Genomic DNA, 17,956 nt, shown 5'->3' with positions numbered 1-17,956 from the left:
TCAACCTCCGATGGCCGTCGCCGGGTCGACCCGCAAGGCGACCCGGATCGCAAGCGTGCTGGCCAGGGCGCAGATCACCATGACCACAAGCAGGCCGCGCGCGGCGTCGCCAGGTTCGAGCAGGACATATTTTGGAAAGAACGGCGCCCAGACGGTTGCCGCCGTCTTGCCGACCATGAAGCCGATGAGGCCGAGCCCCATCGCCTGCTGCAGGATCATCCCGGCGATCGTGCGGTTGCGCGTGCCGATCAGCTTGAGCACGGCAATCTCGCGGATCTTGCCCAGCGTCATCGTGTAGATGATGAAGGCCACGATGGCGGCACTCACGATGGCCAGGATGACCAGGAACATGCCGATCTGCCTTGCCGAGGTGGCGATCAGCTTGGACACCAGGATCTCCTCCATCTGGGGCCGGGTGTAGGCCTGCAGGTGCTTCCAGCGCCGGATCTCGCCCGCCACGCTGGCCGTATCGGCCCCCGGGGCCACCTGGACGAGCACCGCATTGACGTTGCGGTTGGCGGTCTGCGACGCCTGCAGCGCCTCGAGCAAGCCCGGCACGCCGGGGCGGTTGAGCGCCGGGTTGGCCGCGGTGCGGGCCCGCTCGCCCAGGATGGCGTCGTTGTCCTTCAGAAACTGCGCCTCCTGGGCGTCCTTGAGCGGGATGAAGACCATCGGGTCGCCGCCCGACGAGACCATCCGCCGCGTCAGGCCGACCACCCGATAGTCGTGACGGCGGATGCGCAAGGTATCGCCCAGCTGAAACCCGGTCTTCACATCAGCCACCGCTTCGTAGTGGCTGCGGGTGATCTGCCGGCCGGCCACCAGATAGCCCGGTTCGCCCGGCTGCCCCGGCTCGAAGCCCACCACCATCGCACGCACGTCGATGTCGCCGCGCCGGACCTGCATCGTCAGGTAGGTGACGCTAGCCGCCCGCGCCACCCCTGGCAGCACGCGCAAGCTGCGATAGGCGTCATCGTGGATGCTCGACGACTCGGCGTAGGGCCCCTGGGTGTCCTGCTGCACGACCCAGATATCGGCCCCGCTGTTGTTGAGCAGCGCCCGGGCGTCGTCGACCATCCCGCGGTACACGCCGGCCATCGTCAAGGTGACGCCGATCAGCAGGCCGAGGCCGACCCCGGTCAGCACGAACCTGGGCCAGGAGTGCAGGATGTCGCGCCCCGCCAGGCTGATCACCGCGGCGCCCCCACGAGCTGGCTGACGACCTTCACCTGCGCACCCTCAGCGAGCTCACGTTCGCTATGCACAACGACCTCGTCGCCCGCCGCCAGGCCGGCCACCACCAGCACGGCGCCGTCGAGGCTGGTGTTGCCCAACTTTACCGGGGTGAGACGCGGTTTGCCCTCGGTGAGCTTCCATACCCCGGCCCCCTGGGCCATCGGCTTGATGGCCGCATTCGGCACAACCAGCCCGGGCTGAGCCGAACCGGTGTTGATGGTGACCTCGGTCATCTCACCCACTCCGAGCCCGTCGGGAATCCGCTCGAAGCTCACCATGGCGATGCGCTCCTCCGTGACGCTGTCGCTCAGTGGCTCGATGCGAGCCACCTTGCCCGCCAGCGGCGTCGAGGCATGGCTGCGCAGGACGATCTCCGCCGCCTGCCCGACCGCCAGCCCGCGCGACCGCCCCTGGTCCAGCCGCGCCTTCACCCACAGGCTCTCCGGCTCCACCACCCGGAGCACTGCCTGGCCGGCGACGACCGTGGAGCCCGGCTCGGCGTCCCGGCTGATCACCAGGCCGTCCCGCGGGGCCAGCAAGTGCAGGTTGCGCTTTTGCTGCAAGAGGCCGTCCTGGTCGGCCTGCAGGCGGCGCAGCTCCTGCCGGGCGCCCTGCAGGTTGGCCTCGCTGGCCTCCAGCGTCGCGGCGGCGGAATCCAGCTCCTGCTGCTTGCCCTCCACCGCGCTGGTGCTCACAAAGCTCCTGCCGCCCAGATCCCGGTAGCGCCGGGCATTCAGCTCGGCCAGCTGGCGTCTGGCCAGCGCATCCTTGCGCAGGGCCTCGGCCGCGGCGACGGCGCTGGTCGCCCGGGTGTGCGCCGCCTCGCTGGAACGCAGGCGCTCGTCCAGGTCCACCGGGTCGATCTCGGCCAGCACCTGCCCCGCCCTCACCCGCTCGCCGACGTCGGCATGGACGGCCCGCACGCGCCCGGCGGCGGTGGGCCCGATGAGATAGCTGCGCCGCGCCTCGACGGTGCCGATGCCGAAGATAGCCGGCGACAAGGCGCCCGCCTCGACACGCAGGCTCGTCACACGTATGGGCGACAGCGGGCCCGAGCGCGCGACCACCCAGCCAAAGCCGACGATGAGGACAGCCGCCAGGAGCCCAAGACCGGCCTTGCGGCTGAACAAGCTGCCAGGCTTCATGGCCTGGCTCCCAGGCCGCAGAGGTACAGGCGCAACACCCCGCGGGCCCGCTCATCGATCTCCGCCGGCACCTCGCCCAGCATGGTCTGGATGACCAGCCCCTGGATGGCACCCAGAAACAGGGCCGCCGCGGCGTGGCAATCCAGGTCGAGCCGGATCAGCTGCACGGCCTTGGCGCTCTCCAGCGCTTCAGCCACGGTCTGGCGGTGGCGCTGCATGATCTTCTGAACGCATTGGCGCACTGGCGAATCACCCGGCTGCTGAAGCTCGGCAAACACAAAGCGCGGGACGCCGGGAAGCTCCCGGATGAATTGCACATGGGCCAGGAACATCGCCTCCAGCCCCTGCAGCGCATCGGGAGCCGCCTGCCGCGCCTCGCCCAGCCTGGCCATCAAGTGCGCCTCGATCCACTCGGCCACCGCCAGCCGGATCGCCTCCTTGCTTGAAAAATGCCGGAACAGCGCGCCCTGCGTAACGCCCATCGCTTTGGCGATGTCGGTCGTCGTGATGTCGGCAGGATTTCTGGCGGCCGCCAGCGCAAGCATCGTCGCGATGATCTCGGCCTGACGCGACCCGGTTGATTGGCGGGGATTGGAAGGCATGGCCGTTTGTATGTAATAAGTTACTTACAATTATAGCTGCTCGACGGAAAAGGGCCGGTGCATTCCCGGGGCCGCAGCCTGCGACCGATTGTCGCACCGCCGCCCGCACTAAAATGAATGCATCCGTGGCCGTTAAAGCTTCTTTGCCTCCATCCCGGCCCCATGAGCCTCCGCTACTCCCACCAAGACCTGTTCCGCAGCCTGCGGGCCCTCGAAGAGGCGACCTTCCCCAAGGTATGCCGCAACTGCGGGCACCGATACGAGGACGCCGCCGAGTTTCTGGCCGCCACCCGGCAGGTGCGGCCCGACCACACCGGGCTGAAGGAGGGCATCGACGAGGACGGCGCCGCGATCGTCGAGGTGTTTCGCAACTGCGCCTGCGGCTCGACCCTGCTCGAAACCTTCTCCGACCGCCGCGACCAGTCGCCCGGGGGCCTGCGGCGGCGCCAGCGCTTTGGCGAGATGCTCGACAAGCTGGTGGCCGACGGCGTCGAATTCGCCCGCGCCCGGGATGAGCTGCTCAAGCTCATGCGCGGCCAGCCCCACGACCTGATCGGCCTGATCCGCTCCACCAAGGCCGGACCGGACGGCTGACGCCGCACCCGCCGAAGCCGCTCCCCCGCCATCTTTGCTATCCTCCCGCCTCTCCCCCAGGCCGGCGCCTCAGCCCGGCCGGATGAACCCATTTACGGAGCGGCAGACATGGCCTCCTTGCAGGAACAGTTTTTGAAAGCCGGCCTGGTCAACAAGGGCAAGGCCAAGCAGGTCCACCAGGAAAAAGCCAAGCAAAAGAAGGACGAGCGCCGGGCCGGCACCCAGAGCGTCGACGAGGCGCGCCTGGCGGCCCTCGAGATCCAACGCAAGAACGCCGAGCGGGCCCGCGAGCTCAACGCCCAGCGCGACGCCGCGGCCACCCAGAAGGCGATCATGGCGCAGATCGTGCAAATGGTTCAGCAGAACCGCCAGAGCAAGGGTAAGGGCGACGTCGCCTACAACTTCACCCACGACAACAAGATCAAGCGCGTGCACGTGTCGCCCAAGGTGCGCGAGCACCTGATCGCCGGCCACCTGGTGATCGTCTGCCTGGGCGAGGCCACCGAGCTGCTGCCCAAGGTGATCGCCGACAAGATCGCCGAGCGCGACCCGTCGCTGGTGGTGCAGATCAAGAAAGCCAGCACCGAGGTCGAGGCGGACGACCCCTATGCCGCCTTCCAGGTGCCCGACGACCTGATGTGGTAGGCCGGCGGCGGGCCCGGCGCCCGGCTTGATGCCGGTTAAAGCCGGCCGGCCCATACCCGACTATAGTCGTCAGGTATTAACAGCCGACCCGGAGCCCCCCCGATGAAAACCCCACGCCTGCTCGCCCTCGCCGCCGTCACCCTGATCGCCGGCGCCTCGGCCAGCCTCCCCGCGCTGGCCGCCGACGCCCACCATCACCACGGCGACAGCCACGCCAGCGAGCCCACGCTGCGCCTCAACGCCGGCAGGCAATGGGCCACCGACACCCCGCTGCGCCAGTCGATGGACGGCATCAACCGGGCCATGGCCAAGGCGCTCCCCGCCATCCACCACAGCCGCTTCGGCGAGGCCGATTACGACGCCCTGGCCGCCGCCGTCAACCGCAACGTGGCCTACGCCGTCGAGCGCTGCAAGCTGGCCCCCGAAGCCGACGCCCAGCTCCATCTGGTCATCGCCGAGCTGCTGGCCGGCGCCGAGGCCATGGAAGGCAAGGCCGCCGCCCCGCGGCACGACGGCGCGGTGCGCGTCGTCCAGGCCCTCAAGTCCTACGCCAAATACTTCCGCCACCCGGGCTTCAAGGCCGCCGGGGGCTGAGGCCGGCAGGTGGGCGGGCGCCCCCTCGAACCCAGGCGCTCCTGCGTCAGAATTCCCACCCCTCATGCCGCACCGGCAGGCGGTTGAGCTGCTTCCTCAAGTGCTGCCAACGCGGCAAGTGCAGGTCCAGTAGCGCTGCAAAACGCTCATTGTGCGTGGGCTCCAGCAGGTGCCCCCGCTCATGCACCACGATGTATTCCAGACACTCCGGTGGTTTCTTGGCCAGGTCGGTGTTGAGCCGGATGCAAGCGGATGCGGGCGTGCAGCGGCCCCATCTGGTCTTCATGCGCTGTACGAACACCCGCCTGGCCTTCACCTTCAGCAAGGGCTCCCACTTGTCCAGTAGCGCTGGCAGCGCGTCCCGCAGCTGCTGCCGGCACCAGCCATCCAGAACCTCTTCACCTGGCCGGCCGCCACCTTCACCGGAACACCGTAGCGCAGCAGCGGGTACACCGCCTGGTTGGCGGCGTACAGCGTGCGCCCGTGCCGCAAGGCTTCGGTGCGCAGCCTGTGCAGCGTGGCGCTGATGTGGGCCGAGCTGTAGCCACTGCGGGCCAGAAAGGCTGTCAGCAAACCCTCGTCGATGCAGTGCGTGCCCTCGCGGCCCGACCAGTCGCCCAGGTAGCGGTAACCCAGCTGCCGGGTGAACAGTTCGACCACCCGGTTCTGGGTGGCCCGTTCTGGCTTATCGATGCGCTCGCTCATGCCCGCATGGGAGCCGGCTTTAGTCGTCGTCCAAGGGCAGCAGCCCTTGGGGCGCAGCGGGGGGCCATTGGCCGGCCTCCTTGCGTGTCTCGAACCAGCGGTGCATGGCCGCGTCTTCCAGCGCGTATTCGCCCCGGGCCGACTTCCACACCAGCGCCGGCGTGCGCTGGCGCAGGGCCTCCAGCGCCCGCTGGGCCTGGGCTGCGCTGACCGGGTGGCCCGTTTTGTCGCGGTAGAAGCGCAGCGCCTCGGCGTCGTAGGGGCGGTAGCGCTGGCCTTGCTCCAGCATCCGCCACAGCACGGCCTGCTCGGTGGGCTTGAGCCCCAGGTATTCCGACTCCATCTGGGCCTCGTCCTGGGCCTGCTGTTGCTGCGCGGCCTCCAGCAGGGCCACCTCGAAGCGCCCGCTCAGGGCGGCCAGGGGGCTGAGCACCTGGCCCAGCGCCGCCATGAAGAACTGGGGCCGATGGCCGAACACCTCGAAGGCCTGCTGCAGCAGAGCCTGATCCACCGGCCGGAGTTCAGGCCGCTGCGCTTCGATCAGGGCAGCGATGTGGGCGATGAAGTCAGGCCCCAGGGGCGGCATGCGCTGGATCTGCGAACCGTAGAACGGAGCGCCGACGGTATTGACCAGGCGCAGCAGCTTGTCGCGGTCGGAGCCCGACATCACCAGCATCAGGTTCACCACCCCGGGCTGGTTGAGCTGGTCGCGGGCCGACTTCAGGGCCGTCATGGCCGCCTCGCCGGCTTCGCTGGTGAGGGCGTGCTGGGCCTCGTCGATGATCAGCGCCACCGGCTTGCCCGCACTCTCATGCAGCAGGCGCAGGGCGTCGGTGAGGGTGAGGCCATCGACCTTGCCGATCTTGCTGGTGTCCACCTCCAGGCCACCCACCTTGACCTTGTCCAGGCCGGCCTTGCGGGCCGTGCGCGCCACCAGGCCCAGCTGGGGCGCCAGCGCCCGGGCGATGGCTTCGGCGATCAGCCCGCCCGGGTCGCGCCGGGCGTCGGCCCACAGGTCCACATAGACCACCACCACGCCGACGGCCTGCAAGGCCGGCCGCAGGTCCCCCTGCAGGAACGTGGACTTGCCGGTGCGGCGTGGCGCGGCCAGGAACAGGCCGTTGTGGGCATCGCCCAGCAGGGCCTTGCCTTGCAGGGCGGCCACCAGACCCTGCGCCAGGGTGCTGCGGGGGAAGGCGATCATGGCGATTATCCGAAATTATCTTTGCAGGGATAATTTATCGCGAATCTGATAAAAGTCAATAAAGCTGGCTTCGCCTGCAGGGCGGGGAGCACCCGCCGCAGGCTAGGCCAACCGGGGCGCCACGGCCGGTCAGCAGCGCCCGGGCCATGGCCTGCTTGAAGGCGCGGGCTCGGCTGAAGCCCACAAACCTGCCGACACGCCGATCTGTGCCCGCCCGGGCGTTCAGGGCACCCCCTCGAACACCTTGCCGATCCCGGCGAAGGCATCACCGACACGGACACCGTGCTTGCCTCAAGGCGGAGAGCCTTGCTTCAGTGCCTGCAAACCGGGCGGTTCGGCCAGACAAGCCAGTTTTTCGCCGTGAAATCGAGCTGTCGGCCCCGACGTCGTCATTGTTGGGCCCGACAACGTCGTTGTCAGCACAAACATTGATGTTTTTCGGCGTGAAACAACGTTGTCAGGCTAAACATCGTTGTTGTTCGGTCAAACAATTGAGTTGTCAGGCCCGACATCGTTGTTTTACGTCGTGCAACGACGTTGTTCAATGAAAAAACGACGTTGCAAGGCCCGGCAACGTCGTTTTTTGGTGTGAAAGCGCGTTTTTTGCTGCACTGGCTCGCCCTGCGGGGCGCGGGGTAGCGTTCGATGCCGGGTCTCAGGCGTCGCCAGCGGGGCAAGCCTGCAGCGCGGCTTGTTGTCGAGGGCGACGGGCGGAGCGGCAGCCTTGATTCGGGCTGTCTGGAACGCGTCGTCGTTGCAGAGATGGTTCGGCGCGGAAATGGATCGGCGGGGGGGGTGTGTAGCTGACGGTGTTCCCGGCAAAAACCGGGCGCCGGGCCTTGCAGCCTCGGTCAGGCACGGAGGCGCGTGAAACTCGAACGGTTCAAACCAATCCTGGGAGGGTGCTGGAGACAACGCAGGCGTCTGACTGGTCGTCGGCCGACGCCCGATGGACTTCGTGATACCGGCCGTTCAAGAGAGAAATGCGGACCTTGGATGCGACTATGAAAGCCGGGGCGATTCAAGACGCGCCAAGCCTGTTGATGAATCCGCTGTTTCTCCCCAATCAATGCCTCGCTGAAATCGATACGCTGAAGGGCCAGATGCGGACCGCGACTGCAAATAGTGCTTGAGCCCGTTCGCGGATGCGCGTTTCGTCCCACACAGGCTCTGCGATGGTAAAGATCGTGCCTTGAAAGTGGGCGTTCAGCGCAAGCAGGCTCTTCGTAATCTCAGGGCGCTTCACGCCAAAGCCCGAGTTGCTCAGAGAGGGATTCAGCTTCGCTGTTAGCAGCGTGAGATTGCCGATGTTGTGCAGCAGATGGTTGCGCAGCAGCACCGCATTCTCGTCCCCTGGCGAAGGCCAATGGATTTCCCAAGCCACAGGGAGTACATGCTCGACATGAAGCGCGGCGGACGGCAATTGCGTCGACTCATGGTGCACTTCGTTGCGACTGCCCAGTTCCAAGGCCTCAAGCAGCATTTTCGTCTTGGCAGTACGCAGCACCTTGTAGGTATTGAACTCCAGCCACGCCTTTTGGAAGATCGCATCGTCAGGCCAATCTTGGGTCTCACCGCCTGACAAACCTTGAAGATGCGCGGCAAGCAGTTCAGACGTTGGCGCATTCGCCTCGCTCAAACGCTTCAGCAGCCCAGGGAAGACTCGGTTGTAAGCCTTGGTCGATCGGCCGCACACGGCACGCCGCACGAGGTAGGACTCGATCACGGTCAGGCACGACAGGAAGGCATCACTGTCGCACCCCAGGCGCTCGGCCAAGAACAGCACCACTGGCGTGACGGTAGTGCTGTCCAACACCCGTAGGTTGTGGGCAAAACGGCCCAAGCGCGTGGTGCGGTCCGGATACACCATCGCCCGGAACACGGCGGCAGCCTGTTTCAGGCGTACAAGCTCCTGGTCTACGTCCTTCCTTCCGGCCAACCACCACTGCTTGAACTCCTCGAAGACGTGGTCGAGCTTCACGTCGTTCATCGTACGCATCGACACGTAGTGGTACAGCATGGTGTCCAACCGCGTGTTCGTCAGGCGCCCCTGTCGCTCGTCCACTTTCCAGAACAGCTTGCTCTTGCTGACCGCCCCCTTCTCGGCCGGAGCCTCATCGAAGTCGCGCCAATGCTGGTCGTACAAGGCGGCCGCAGACGTGTTATTGCGAGTGGCCTCCAGGAACACGAAGTTCCGCACCAGGTCGGCTGGCGTCAACCGTTCGCCTCGGTCGTTCAACGATTCGAAGATCACCTGCGCATCGTCGTCCGCACCGAGACGCAGTTCAATCAACTGCACGTACTCTGTCAGCGTGGAAATCAGCAGTTGAATGCGCTCAGGTTGGATGGGCCGCTCGCTCCGCGGCAGCTTGGGGTCGGACTCGTGCCGAATTTCACGAATCCAATGGGCACCGAGGGAGCGGTCTACGTCGTGGCCCTGGTCCATCAACACCTCGTCGGTCAGCTCTTCCAGGCTGCCGGGTTTGGGTGGCACCACTTCGTCGAAATCCACACTGCGCAAAAAAAGGCCGATGACACCGTAGAAGTACAGATAGGCTTCCACCATTAGAGGCCTGGGCACGCGCTTGCGGCTCTTGCCTCCGCCGATCGTCGCTACCGGGTAGCGCTCGCAGACCTTCTTGAGCGACCGACACTCAACCAAATCAGTCATTTCCTGGTGCCCGGCATTGGTGGGCCATACCTTGTAGCGCGCATGAGGCATGCGGTAGGTGCCTGCGTTGCAAGTGTAGGTGTCCATGCACTGACGCAGGAACTCATCATCAAGGTCAGCCACGACATCGCGGAATGCCAGCGCCAGCACTTGCGTGGTGGTCATGCGTTGCTGGCCATCGATTACCTCGGTAGTTCTCGGTTCGCCAATCGTGCCATCCCGGTGCTCGGTGACGATGACTGTTCCGAGAAAATGCTGTCGAGGCTTTCGCGCCAAGTGAGGGGCTCCTTGAGCCTCTGCGGTTTGCCGAATAGCCATGTAGCGTTCCAGCTCACGGGCCCGGTCGACGATGTCGGCCCACAGCGGCTGAATCTGACGCTCAACGGTCCAGACGTAACCACGCTGAAAGATGGGCACCAGATACTGCAAGGACTGACTGAAAAGCGTCAGCGGTGAAGTTTTGTTCGGCTGCATGGGCCGTTTCTCCCTTCCTTATTGTGATGTGCTGGCCCAGGCGCGTCGCGGGATGACTATTCGACTAGTTGGCCTATTCAGTCTGCAGTATGACTCTTATCCAAAGAGTCGGCGAACCACACTTGCGCCAGGATTCATGGCGGGTAGGCCGGTTGGTGGTGGATGAATCGCCCCGGGTTTTGCGGAGGCTGTGCAGTCAGCTTTGCGTAGTACTTGAGACGTTCAAGCAGACGACGCTGAACGTCAGCAATGGCCGAAAACCACCCCACACTCCACATCCCCGCCTTCACACGCAACAACGCCCGGCAAGCCGGGCGTTATCACATCAAAGGGCGCAGGATCTCCAACTCAGAAAGTCATAAAGCCCCGCTGAAGCTCCCAAAAAATCACTCCACCGTCACCGACTTGGCGAGGTTGCGCGGCTTGTCCACGTCGGTGCCCTTGACGAGCGCGGCGTGGTAGCTGAGGAGCTGCAGCGGGATGACGTGGAGGATGGGGGACAGCATGCCGTAGTGCTCGGGCATGTGGAGGATGTGCACCCCTTCGGATTCCGGGATCTCGGAGCCGGCGTCGGCGAACACGTAGAGCTCGCCGCCGCGGGCGCGGACTTCCTGGAGGTTGCTCTTGAGCTTTTCGAGGAGCTCGTCGGCCGGGGCCACGGCGATGACGGGCATGTCCTTGTCGACCAGGGCCAGCGGGCCGTGCTTGAGCTCGCCGGCGGCGTAGCTTTCGGCGTGGATGTAGGAGATTTCCTTGAGCTTGAGGGCGCCTTCCATGGCGATGGGCCAGTGGCTGCCACGGCCCAGGAAGAGCGCGTGGTGCTTGCCGGCGAAACGCTGGGCCCACTTTTCGATCTCGGGTTCGAGCTCGAGCACCTTGGCGACGGCCACCGGCAGGTGACGCAGCTGGTTGAGGTAGCCGGCTTCCTGCTCGGCGCTGAGGTGGCCGTTGATCTTGGACAGGGCCAGCGTCAGCAGCGCCAGAGCGGCGAGCTGGGTGGTGAAGGCCTTGGTGGAGGCGACGCCGATCTCGGGGCCGGCGCGGGTGATCAGGCGCAGGGCCGATTCGCGGACGATGGCGGACTCGGGCACGTTGCAGATGGCCAGGGTCTTGGTCATGCCCAGGCTCTTGGCGTGCTTGAGGGCGGCCAGGGTGTCGGCAGTTTCGCCCGACTGGGAGATGACGACGACCAGGGTGTCGGCGTCGGGCACCGATTCACGGTAGCGGTATTCGGAGGCGATCTCGACGGTACACGGGATCTTGGCGACCGATTCGAGCCAGTAGCGGGCGGTGAAGCCGGAGTGGTAGCTGGTGCCGCAGGCGAGGATCAGCACGCGGCGGGTGGCCTTGAGCACGTCGACGGCCTCGGCGCCAAAGATCTGCGGGCTGATGCCGCCGCCGCCGGCGATGATCTCGAGGGTGTTGGCCAGGGCCTGGGGCTGCTCGAAGATCTCCTTCTGCATGTAGTGGCGGTACTTGCCCAGCTCGACCGCGTCGGCGGACAGGCTGGAGATGTTCACCGGGCGCTCGACCGGGGTGCCGTCTTGAAGGGTGACGCGGTAGCTGTCAAGGGTGAGCTCGGCCACGTCGCCGTCTTCGAGGTACACCACCTTGCGGGTGACCTGCAGCAGCGCGGCGGTGTCGGAGGCGGCGTAGTGGCCGTCTTCGCCGATGCCCAGCAGCAGCGGCGAGCCCTTGCGGGCGACGATGGCGCGGCTGGGGTCGGCCTCGGTGAGCACGCCGATGGCGTAGGCGCCGACGAGCTCGGCGATGGTGGCACGCACCGCGTCGAAGAGGTCGGGGATGGTCTTGAGCTTGTCGTGCAGCAGGTGGGCGATGGCCTCGGTGTCGGTCTCGGACGTGAAGGCGTAGCCCTTGGCCTGCAGCTTGCTGCGGAGCTCTTCGAAGTTCTCGATGATGCCGTTGTGCACCACCGCGAGGCCGCCGGAGATGTGCGGGTGGGCGTTGCGCTCGGAGGGCACGCCGTGGGTGGCCCAGCGGGTGTGGGCGATGCCGATGTTGGCGGACAGCTGGGTGGCGTCGGCCTGGGCGGCCAGTTCGGCCACGCGGCCGACGGCGCGCAGGCGAGTGAGTTCGGGCGTGCCTTCGGTCTTCAGGACGGCCAGGCCGGCGGAGTCGTAGCCGCGGTATTCAAGCTTGCGCAGGCCTTCGAGCAGCACGGGGACGATGTTGCGACGGGCAATGGCGGTGACGATGCCACACATAGGGGGAGCCTCTTTAAGGAAATCCGGCCCTGGGGCCGGATTGAAGATGAAATGGGTTGGATCAGGCTTTCTTGGCTTTGACCGGGCGCTTCCAGCCCTCTACCGACACCTGCTTGGCGCGGGAGACGGTGAGCTGCTCGGGCGGCGCGTCCTTGGAGAGGGTGGTGCCGGCGCCGAGGGTGGCGCCGCGGCCGACGCGCACCGGCGCGACGAGCTGGGTGTCGGAGCCGATGAAGACGTCGTCCTCGATGATGGTGCGGAACTTGTTGGCGCCATCGTAGTTGCAGGTGATGGTGCCGGCGCCCACGTTGACGCGCTTGCCGATGTCGGCGTCGCCCACGTAGGCCAGGTGGTTGGCCTTGGAGTGGTCGGCGATGTTGCTGTTCTTGACCTCGACGAAGTTGCCCAGGTGCACGTCGGCGCCGAGCACGGTGCCCGGGCGGGTGCGGGCGTAGGGGCCGATCACGCAGGCTTCGCCCATCACGGTGTCTTCGATCTGCGAGAAGGCGGCAACCTTGGTGCCGGCGCCGAGGGTGGCGTTGCGGATCACGCAGTTGGGGCCGATGCGCACGCCGTCGCCGAGCTCGACGCGGCCTTCGAAGACGCAGTTGATGTCGATCTCCACGTCGCGGCCGCAGATGAGCTGGCCGCGCACGTCGAGGCGGGCCGGGTCGATCACGGTGACGCCGGCGTCGGTGAGGCCGCGGGCGATGTTGCGCTGGTGGATGCGCTCGAGTTCGGCAAGCTGGGTTTTATTGTTGACGCCGAGAGTCTCCTCGAAAGCGTCGGGCTGGGTGGTGATCACCTGGATGCCCTCGGCCACCGCCATCGCGATGATGTCGGTGAGGTAGTACTCGCCCTGGGCGTTGTCGTTTTTAAGGTTGGCGAGCCAGTGGCGCAGGCGCTCGACGGGGGCGGCGAGGATGCCGGTGTTAACTTCTGTGACGCGGCGCTCGTCGGGGGTGGCGTCTTTCTCTTCGACGATGCGGGTGACCTGGCCGGCAGCGTCGCGCAGGATGCGGCCGTAGCCGGTGGGGTCGGCCATGTGCACGGTGAGCAGCGCCATCTGGCGGTCGCCGGCGGCGGCCATCAGGCGCTGCAGGGTGGGCACGCCGATGAGGGGCACGTCGCCGTAAAGGATGAGGGCGGTGTCGCCGTCCTCGACGAGGGGCATGGCCTGCTGCACGGCGTGGCCGGTGCCCTGGGGCGGGTCCTGGCGGGCCCAGGCCAGGTCGGGCGCATCGAGGGCTTCGCGCACGACTTCGCCACCGTGGCCGTACACCACGACGATGCGGCGCGCCTCGAGGGCGCGGGCGGTATCCAGCACATGGCCCAGCATGGGCTTGGCGGCCAGCGGCTGCAGGACCTTCGGCAACACCGAACGCATACGCTTGCCCTGCCCGGCGGCGAGAACGATGACTTCCATGGACTTCCCTTGATGCGGTTTGAATTGAAATCGGCTTCGCGCCGATGATAGCACGGGTAAATTTACGCTCTTAGCGTCAGAATTCTCGGTTTGGTGCCAGCCTTGCACGCCGGATGATGCGACGCAACAGGGTTTTTGATCTAACACTAAAGTTCGTCACACGGTTTTCCGTAGAATTCGATTGCTGCATTGCAGAAACCAGAAAGATCCCCATGACCATCGAAGCACACGATTTCATCCAGAACCGGACATTCGACGAGATCGCCATCGGCGACGCCGCGCATCTGGTCCGCACCCTCCGCCCCGAAGACATCCACCTGTTCGCGGTGATGTCGGGCGACGTCAACCCCACCCACGTCGACCCGGAGTTCGCCCGCTCGAGCCAGTTCCGCGAGGTGGTCGGCCACTCGATGTGGGGCAGCGTGCTGATCTCGTCCATCCTCGGCACCGAATTCCCCGGCCCGGGCACCGTGTATGTGGGCCAGACCCTCAAGTTCTGGCGCCCGATCACCATCGGCGACACCCTCACGGTCACCATCACCTGCACCCATCGCTTCGAGCACAACCACCACCTGCTGCTCGAATGCCTGTGCGTCAACCAGGACGGCCTGAAGGTCATCGACGGCACCGCCGAGGTGATGGCGCCCACCGAGAAGATCAAGCGCCCGCGCATCGCCCTGCCCGGCATCACCATCTCCGACCGCCAGCAGCGCTACCTGCATGTGCTCGAGATGACCAAGGGCATGGAGCCGATCCCCATCGCGGTGGCCCACCCCTGCGACACCGAATCCCTGCGCGGCCCGCTGCAGGCCCGCGACGCCGGCCTGGTGATCCCGGTGCTGGTTGGCCCCGAGGCCAAGATCCGCGAGGTGGCCGAGCGCGAGCACCTTGATCTGCGCGGCGTGCGCATCATCGACGTGCCCCACAGCCACGCCTCGGCGGCCACCGCCGTCAAGCTGGCACGCAGCGGCGAAGTCGAGGCGCTCATGAAGGGCTCGCTGCACACCGACGAGCTGATGAGCGAGGTGGTCGCCCGCGAGACCGGCCTGCGCACCGCGCGCCGCCTGTCCCACGTGTTCATGGCCGACGTGCCCACCTACCCGCACCCGCTCCTCATCACCGACGCGGCGATCAACATCGAGCCCACCCTCGAAGACAAGGTGCACATCATCCAGAACGCCATCGAGCTGGCGATCATGATGGGCGTGCCCGAGCCCAAGGTGGCGATCCTGTCGGCGGTCGAGACCGTCAACGTCAAGATCCGCTCCACCCTCGATGCCGCGGCCCTGTGCAAGATGGCCGACCGCGGCCAGATCAAGGGCGGCCTGCTCGACGGCCCGCTGGCCTTCGACAACGCCATCTCCCTCGTCGCCGCCAAGACCAAGGGCATCCGCTCGGCGGTGGCCGGCCAGGCCGACATCCTGGTCGTGCCCGACCTCGAATCCGGCAACATGGTGGCCAAGCAGCTCGAATACCTGGCCGATGCGCTGATGGCCGGCGTGGTGCTCGGCGCCCGCGTGCCCATCGTGCTCACCAGCCGCGCCGATACCGCCGAAACCCGCACCGCCTCCTGCGCCATCGCGCAGCTGATGGCCCACAAACGTCGCCAGGGAGTCCGCCTGTGAAAGCCATCCTCATCCTCAACGCCGGCTCGTCCAGCCTCAAGTTCGCCCTCTTCCCGATGACGCCGCGGCTCGCCGACCTGCCGCAGCTCTCCGGCCAGGTCGAGGGCATCGGCGCCGAGCCGCTGATGCACGCCAAGGACACCCACACCGGCGAGCGTTTCACCGAAAACCTGGCCGTGCCCGACGGCACCGACCAGAACGGCCAGCACCGCAACGCCCTCGAGTTCGTCTTCGACTGGATCCGCCGCCACAGCCCGGGCGTCGAGATCGTCGCCGCCGGCCACCGCATCGTGCACGGGGGCGACCACTACAGCGGCCCGGTGGTGCTCAGCCCGGACGCTGTAAGCACCCTGGAAACCCTGATCCCGCTGGCGCCCCTGCACCAGCCGCACAACCTGCGGGCGATCAAGTCGCTGTTCTCGCTGATGCCCGAGGTGCGCCAGGTGGGCTGCTTCGACACCTCGTTCCACCGCACCCGCCACCCGGTGGCGGCGCGCTTCCCGCTGCCCCGCGCCCTGTTCGACGAGGGCATCAAGCGCTACGGCTTCCACGGCCTGTCGTATGAGTTCGTGGCGCGCCAGCTGCCGGCGCTGCTGGGCGACGAAAAGGCCCGCGGCGGCATCGTCGTGGCCCACCTGGGCAACGGCGCCAGCATGTGCGCGCTGCGTGACGGCCTGTCCCGCGACACCAGCATGGGCTTCACCGCCGTCGACGGCATCATGATGGGCACCCGCACCGGCAGCATCGACCCGGGCGTGATGCTGCACCTGATCGAACAGAAGGGCATGGACGCCAAGGCCCTGAGCAACCTGGTGTACAAGCAGTCCGGCCTGCTGGGTGTCTCCGGCATCAGCCAGGACATGCGCGCGCTGCTCGAATCCGATGAGGTCGCCGCCAAGGAGGCCATCGAGCTCTTCTGCTACCGCGCCGCCTGCATGATCGGCCAGCTGACGATGGCCGCCGGTGGCTTCGAGGCGCTGGTGTTCACCGGCGGCATCGGCGAACACGCCGCGCCGATCCGCGCCCGCATCGCCGAATGGCTCGAATGGACCGGCGTGCGCCTCTACCCCGCCGCCAACGACCGCCACGCCACGCGCATCCACGCCAAGGACAGCAAGGTCGAGGTGCTGGTGGTGCCGACCAACGAGGAATGGATGATCGCCCACCACACGGTGAACCTGCTCGGCCTGGGCTGAGCCGCGACAAGTACCCGGCGCGGGCGTGCGATCAGGCGCCCGCGATACAGGCCTGGCGTCGGCTTCAGAAGACGCCACCGCGGAAGGCACGCAAAAAAAACGGCCCGGGATCACCGGGCCGTTCTTGTTGACTCGCGTAAAACCGATCAGCGCGGCAGCAGCGACGACCCCATCAGGAAGGCGTCGACCTCGCGGGCGGCCTGACGGCCTTCGCGGATCGCCCACACCACCAGCGACTGGCCGCGGCGCACGTCGCCGGCGGCAAACACCTTTTCGACGTTGGTGCGGTAGCAGCCCTCGCCGTCGGTGGTGGCCTTGGCGTTGTTGCGGGCGTCCTTGTCGACCCCGAAGGCTTCCAGCAGCGAGCCCACCGGGTTGGTGAAGCCCATCGCCAGGAAGGCCGCGTCACAGGGCAGCTCGAACTCGGAGCCGGCCACTTCGACCATCTTGCCATCCTTCCAGTCGAGGCGAACAGCCTTGAGCGCCTTCACATTGCCCTGGCCATCACCCACGAAACCCTTGGTCGCCACCGCGAAATCGCGGGTGCAGCCTTCGTCGTGGGACGAGGAGGTGCGCAGCTTGTAGGGCCAGTTCGGCCACGTGAGGGCCTTGTTCTCCTGCTCCGGCGGCATCGGCATCAGCTCGAACTGGGTCACCGAGGCGGCGCCGTGGCGGTTGGAGGTGCCGACGCAGTCGGAGCCGGTGTCACCGCCGCCGATCACGACGACGTGCTTGCCCTTGACGTTGATCGGGTTGGCGATGCCCTGCTGGACTTCCTTGTTCTGCGGGATCAGGAACTCCAGCGCGGCGTGGATGCCCGTCAGCTCGCGGCCCGGGACCGGCAGGTCGCGGGGCACTTCGGAGCCGGCGGCGAGGATCACCGCATCGAAATCCGCCTTCAGCTGGTCGGCCGAGATGGTTTCGGTGGCGTCGTTGTTGATGCCGGCCGGCAGGTTCTTGTCGCCGATCAGCACCTGGGTACGGAAGGTGACGCCCTCGGCCTGCATCTGCTCGACGCGGCGGTCGATGACCGACTTGTCGAGCTTGAAGTCGGGGATGCCGAAGCCGAGCAGACCGCCGATTCGGCTGCTCTTCTCGAACACCGTGACGTCGTGGCCAACGCGGGCCAGCTGCTGGGCCGCTGCCAGGCCGGCGGGGCCGGAACCGACGATGGCGACCTTCTTGCCGGTCTTGGTGGCGGACGGCTGCGGCACAACCCAACCGTTGGCCCAGGCCTTGTCGATGATCGCGTGCTCGATCGACTTGATCCCCACCGCGTCGGTGTTGATGTTGAGCGTGCAGGCGGCTTCGCAGGGCGCCGGGCAGATGCGGCCGGTGAAGTCGGGGAAGTTGTTGGTCGAGTGCAGGACCTCGATCGCCTCCTTCCAGTTGCCGCGGTAAACCAGGTCATTCCAGTCGGGAATGATGTTGTTCACCGGGCAGCCGTTGTTGCAGAAGGGGATGCCGCAGTCCATGCAGCGCGCCCCTTGCTTGGCGGCTTCTTCGTCGCTCAGGGTGACGACGAACTCCTTGTAATGCTTGAGACGCTGCTCGACCGGAGCGTAGGCCTCGGAGAGGCGCTCGTACTCGAGGAATCCAGTTGGCTTGCCCATG

15 protein-coding genes are annotated in these 17,956 nt (G+C 66.5%); 5 read left to right on the top strand and 10 right to left on the bottom strand.

Annotation, left to right across the window (positions count from 1 at the left end; all coding sequences use genetic code 11):
- The 3 genes from ZRA01_RS07715 to ZRA01_RS07705 are packed head-to-tail and all read right to left on the bottom strand — an operon-like array spanning nt 1 to nt 2,983.
- Nucleotides 1-1,194 carry an ABC transporter permease gene (locus ZRA01_RS07715; RefSeq protein WP_141350948.1) on the bottom strand — a complete coding sequence of 398 codons (1,194 nt, stop codon included), beginning with the start codon at nt 1,192-1,194 and terminating at the stop codon, nt 1-3.
- Nucleotides 1,191-2,381: an efflux RND transporter periplasmic adaptor subunit gene (locus ZRA01_RS07710; protein WP_141350946.1), complete on the bottom strand. Its 1,191-nt coding sequence runs from the start codon at nt 2,379-2,381 to the stop codon at nt 1,191-1,193. Before ZRA01_RS07710 ends, ZRA01_RS07715 begins: the two co-directional genes overlap by 4 nt.
- Nucleotides 2,378-2,983 (bottom strand): TetR/AcrR family transcriptional regulator, encoded by a 606-nt coding sequence (locus tag ZRA01_RS07705; RefSeq protein WP_141350944.1) that lies wholly within the window; start codon nt 2,981-2,983, stop codon nt 2,378-2,380. The genes ZRA01_RS07710 and ZRA01_RS07705 overlap by 4 nt, the downstream gene beginning before the upstream one ends.
- Before the next feature lie 162 nt (nt 2,984-3,145).
- Here ZRA01_RS07705 and ZRA01_RS07700 point away from each other — a divergent pair, with 162 nt between their 5' ends.
- The 3 genes from ZRA01_RS07700 to ZRA01_RS07690 all read left to right on the top strand — a co-directional run bounded on the left by ZRA01_RS07700 (nt 3,146) and on the right by ZRA01_RS07690 (nt 4,816).
- Nucleotides 3,146-3,577, top strand: coding sequence for an oxidoreductase (locus tag ZRA01_RS07700; protein WP_141350942.1), 432 nt, complete (start codon nt 3,146-3,148; stop codon nt 3,575-3,577).
- A 108-nt stretch (nt 3,578-3,685) separates the two neighbouring features.
- Nucleotides 3,686-4,222: a DUF2058 domain-containing protein gene (locus ZRA01_RS07695; RefSeq protein WP_141350940.1), complete on the top strand. Its 537-nt coding sequence runs from the start codon at nt 3,686-3,688 to the stop codon at nt 4,220-4,222.
- Nucleotides 4,223-4,324: 102 nt separating this feature from the next.
- Nucleotides 4,325-4,816: a hypothetical protein gene (locus ZRA01_RS07690; RefSeq protein ID WP_141350939.1), complete on the top strand. Its 492-nt coding sequence runs from the start codon at nt 4,325-4,327 to the stop codon at nt 4,814-4,816.
- Nucleotides 4,817-4,862: 46 nt separating this feature from the next.
- Here the strand turns inward: ZRA01_RS07690 and ZRA01_RS07685 are convergent, their stop codons facing one another.
- The 6 genes from ZRA01_RS07685 to glmU all read right to left on the bottom strand — a co-directional run bounded on the left by ZRA01_RS07685 (nt 4,863) and on the right by glmU (nt 13,521).
- Entirely contained in the window at nt 4,863-5,159 is a 297-nt protein-coding gene (locus ZRA01_RS07685; RefSeq protein ID WP_246093401.1) for a M48 metallopeptidase family protein, read from the bottom strand.
- The gene (locus ZRA01_RS07680; protein ID WP_218028679.1) at nt 5,135-5,521 is read right to left on the bottom strand and encodes a hypothetical protein; all 387 of its coding nucleotides are present in this window, start codon (nt 5,519-5,521) and stop codon (nt 5,135-5,137) included. Before ZRA01_RS07680 ends, ZRA01_RS07685 begins: the two co-directional genes overlap by 25 nt.
- 19 nt (nt 5,522-5,540) lie before the next feature.
- Nucleotides 5,541-6,725 (bottom strand): ATP-binding protein, encoded by a 1,185-nt coding sequence (locus ZRA01_RS07675; RefSeq protein ID WP_141350935.1) that lies wholly within the window; start codon nt 6,723-6,725, stop codon nt 5,541-5,543.
- Between the two features lie 1,066 nt (nt 6,726-7,791).
- Complete coding sequence (locus tag ZRA01_RS07670) at nt 7,792-9,870, bottom strand: DUF262 domain-containing protein (protein WP_141350933.1); 2,079 nt, start codon at nt 9,868-9,870, stop codon at nt 7,792-7,794.
- Nucleotides 9,871-10,256: 386 nt separating this feature from the next.
- Complete coding sequence (gene glmS, locus ZRA01_RS07665) at nt 10,257-12,095, bottom strand: glutamine--fructose-6-phosphate transaminase (isomerizing) (protein ID WP_141350931.1); 1,839 nt, start codon at nt 12,093-12,095, stop codon at nt 10,257-10,259.
- A 61-nt stretch (nt 12,096-12,156) separates the two neighbouring features.
- A complete protein-coding gene (gene glmU, locus ZRA01_RS07660; protein ID WP_141350929.1) occupies nt 12,157-13,521 on the bottom strand; it encodes a bifunctional UDP-N-acetylglucosamine diphosphorylase/glucosamine-1-phosphate N-acetyltransferase GlmU in 1,365 nt (454 codons plus the stop codon).
- Between the two features lie 212 nt (nt 13,522-13,733).
- On the opposite strand from glmU, the gene ZRA01_RS07655 reads away from it, so the two are divergent.
- Both ZRA01_RS07655 and ZRA01_RS07650 read left to right on the top strand, forming a co-directional pair.
- Entirely contained in the window at nt 13,734-15,146 is a 1,413-nt protein-coding gene (locus tag ZRA01_RS07655; RefSeq protein WP_141350927.1) for a bifunctional enoyl-CoA hydratase/phosphate acetyltransferase, read from the top strand.
- A complete protein-coding gene (locus tag ZRA01_RS07650; protein ID WP_141350925.1) occupies nt 15,143-16,342 on the top strand; it encodes an acetate/propionate family kinase in 1,200 nt (399 codons plus the stop codon). Before ZRA01_RS07655 ends, ZRA01_RS07650 begins: the two co-directional genes overlap by 4 nt.
- A 146-nt stretch (nt 16,343-16,488) precedes the next feature.
- On the opposite strand, the gene ZRA01_RS07645 is transcribed toward ZRA01_RS07650, so the two are convergent.
- Nucleotides 16,489-17,955, bottom strand: coding sequence for a glutamate synthase subunit beta (locus tag ZRA01_RS07645; protein WP_141350923.1), 1,467 nt, complete (start codon nt 17,953-17,955; stop codon nt 16,489-16,491).
- Nucleotide 17,956: the final 1 nt, after the last annotated feature.

It is taken from the genome of Zoogloea ramigera, assembly GCF_006539865.1.
GTDB lineage: Bacteria > Pseudomonadota > Gammaproteobacteria > Burkholderiales > Rhodocyclaceae > Zoogloea > Zoogloea ramigera.
The sequence above is the reverse complement of the archived record's forward strand: the minus strand, read 5'-3'. Positions and strand labels throughout refer to the sequence as shown.

What these genes read in the sequence shown, in the direction of transcription:
- glmS (WP_141350931.1), bottom strand. Translation starts at nt 12,095, where the DNA reads ATGTGTGGCATCGTCACCGCCATTGCCCGTCGCAACATCGTCCCCGTG.
- ZRA01_RS07670 (WP_141350933.1), bottom strand. Translation starts at nt 9,870, where the DNA reads ATGCAGCCGAACAAAACTTCACCGCTGACGCTTTTCAGTCAGTCCTTG.
- ZRA01_RS07655 (WP_141350927.1), top strand. Translation starts at nt 13,734, where the DNA reads ATGACCATCGAAGCACACGATTTCATCCAGAACCGGACATTCGACGAG.
- ZRA01_RS07705 (WP_141350944.1), bottom strand. Translation starts at nt 2,983, where the DNA reads ATGCCTTCCAATCCCCGCCAATCAACCGGGTCGCGTCAGGCCGAGATC.
- glmU (WP_141350929.1), bottom strand. Translation starts at nt 13,521, where the DNA reads ATGGAAGTCATCGTTCTCGCCGCCGGGCAGGGCAAGCGTATGCGTTCG.
- ZRA01_RS07710 (WP_141350946.1), bottom strand. Translation starts at nt 2,381, where the DNA reads ATGAAGCCTGGCAGCTTGTTCAGCCGCAAGGCCGGTCTTGGGCTCCTG.
- ZRA01_RS07690 (WP_141350939.1), top strand. Translation starts at nt 4,325, where the DNA reads ATGAAAACCCCACGCCTGCTCGCCCTCGCCGCCGTCACCCTGATCGCC.
- ZRA01_RS07680 (WP_218028679.1), bottom strand. Translation starts at nt 5,521, where the DNA reads ATGAGCGAGCGCATCGATAAGCCAGAACGGGCCACCCAGAACCGGGTG.
- ZRA01_RS07695 (WP_141350940.1), top strand. Translation starts at nt 3,686, where the DNA reads ATGGCCTCCTTGCAGGAACAGTTTTTGAAAGCCGGCCTGGTCAACAAG.
- ZRA01_RS07700 (WP_141350942.1), top strand. Translation starts at nt 3,146, where the DNA reads ATGAGCCTCCGCTACTCCCACCAAGACCTGTTCCGCAGCCTGCGGGCC.
- ZRA01_RS07645 (WP_141350923.1), bottom strand. Translation starts at nt 17,955, where the DNA reads ATGGGCAAGCCAACTGGATTCCTCGAGTACGAGCGCCTCTCCGAGGCC.
- ZRA01_RS07675 (WP_141350935.1), bottom strand. Translation starts at nt 6,725, where the DNA reads ATGATCGCCTTCCCCCGCAGCACCCTGGCGCAGGGTCTGGTGGCCGCC.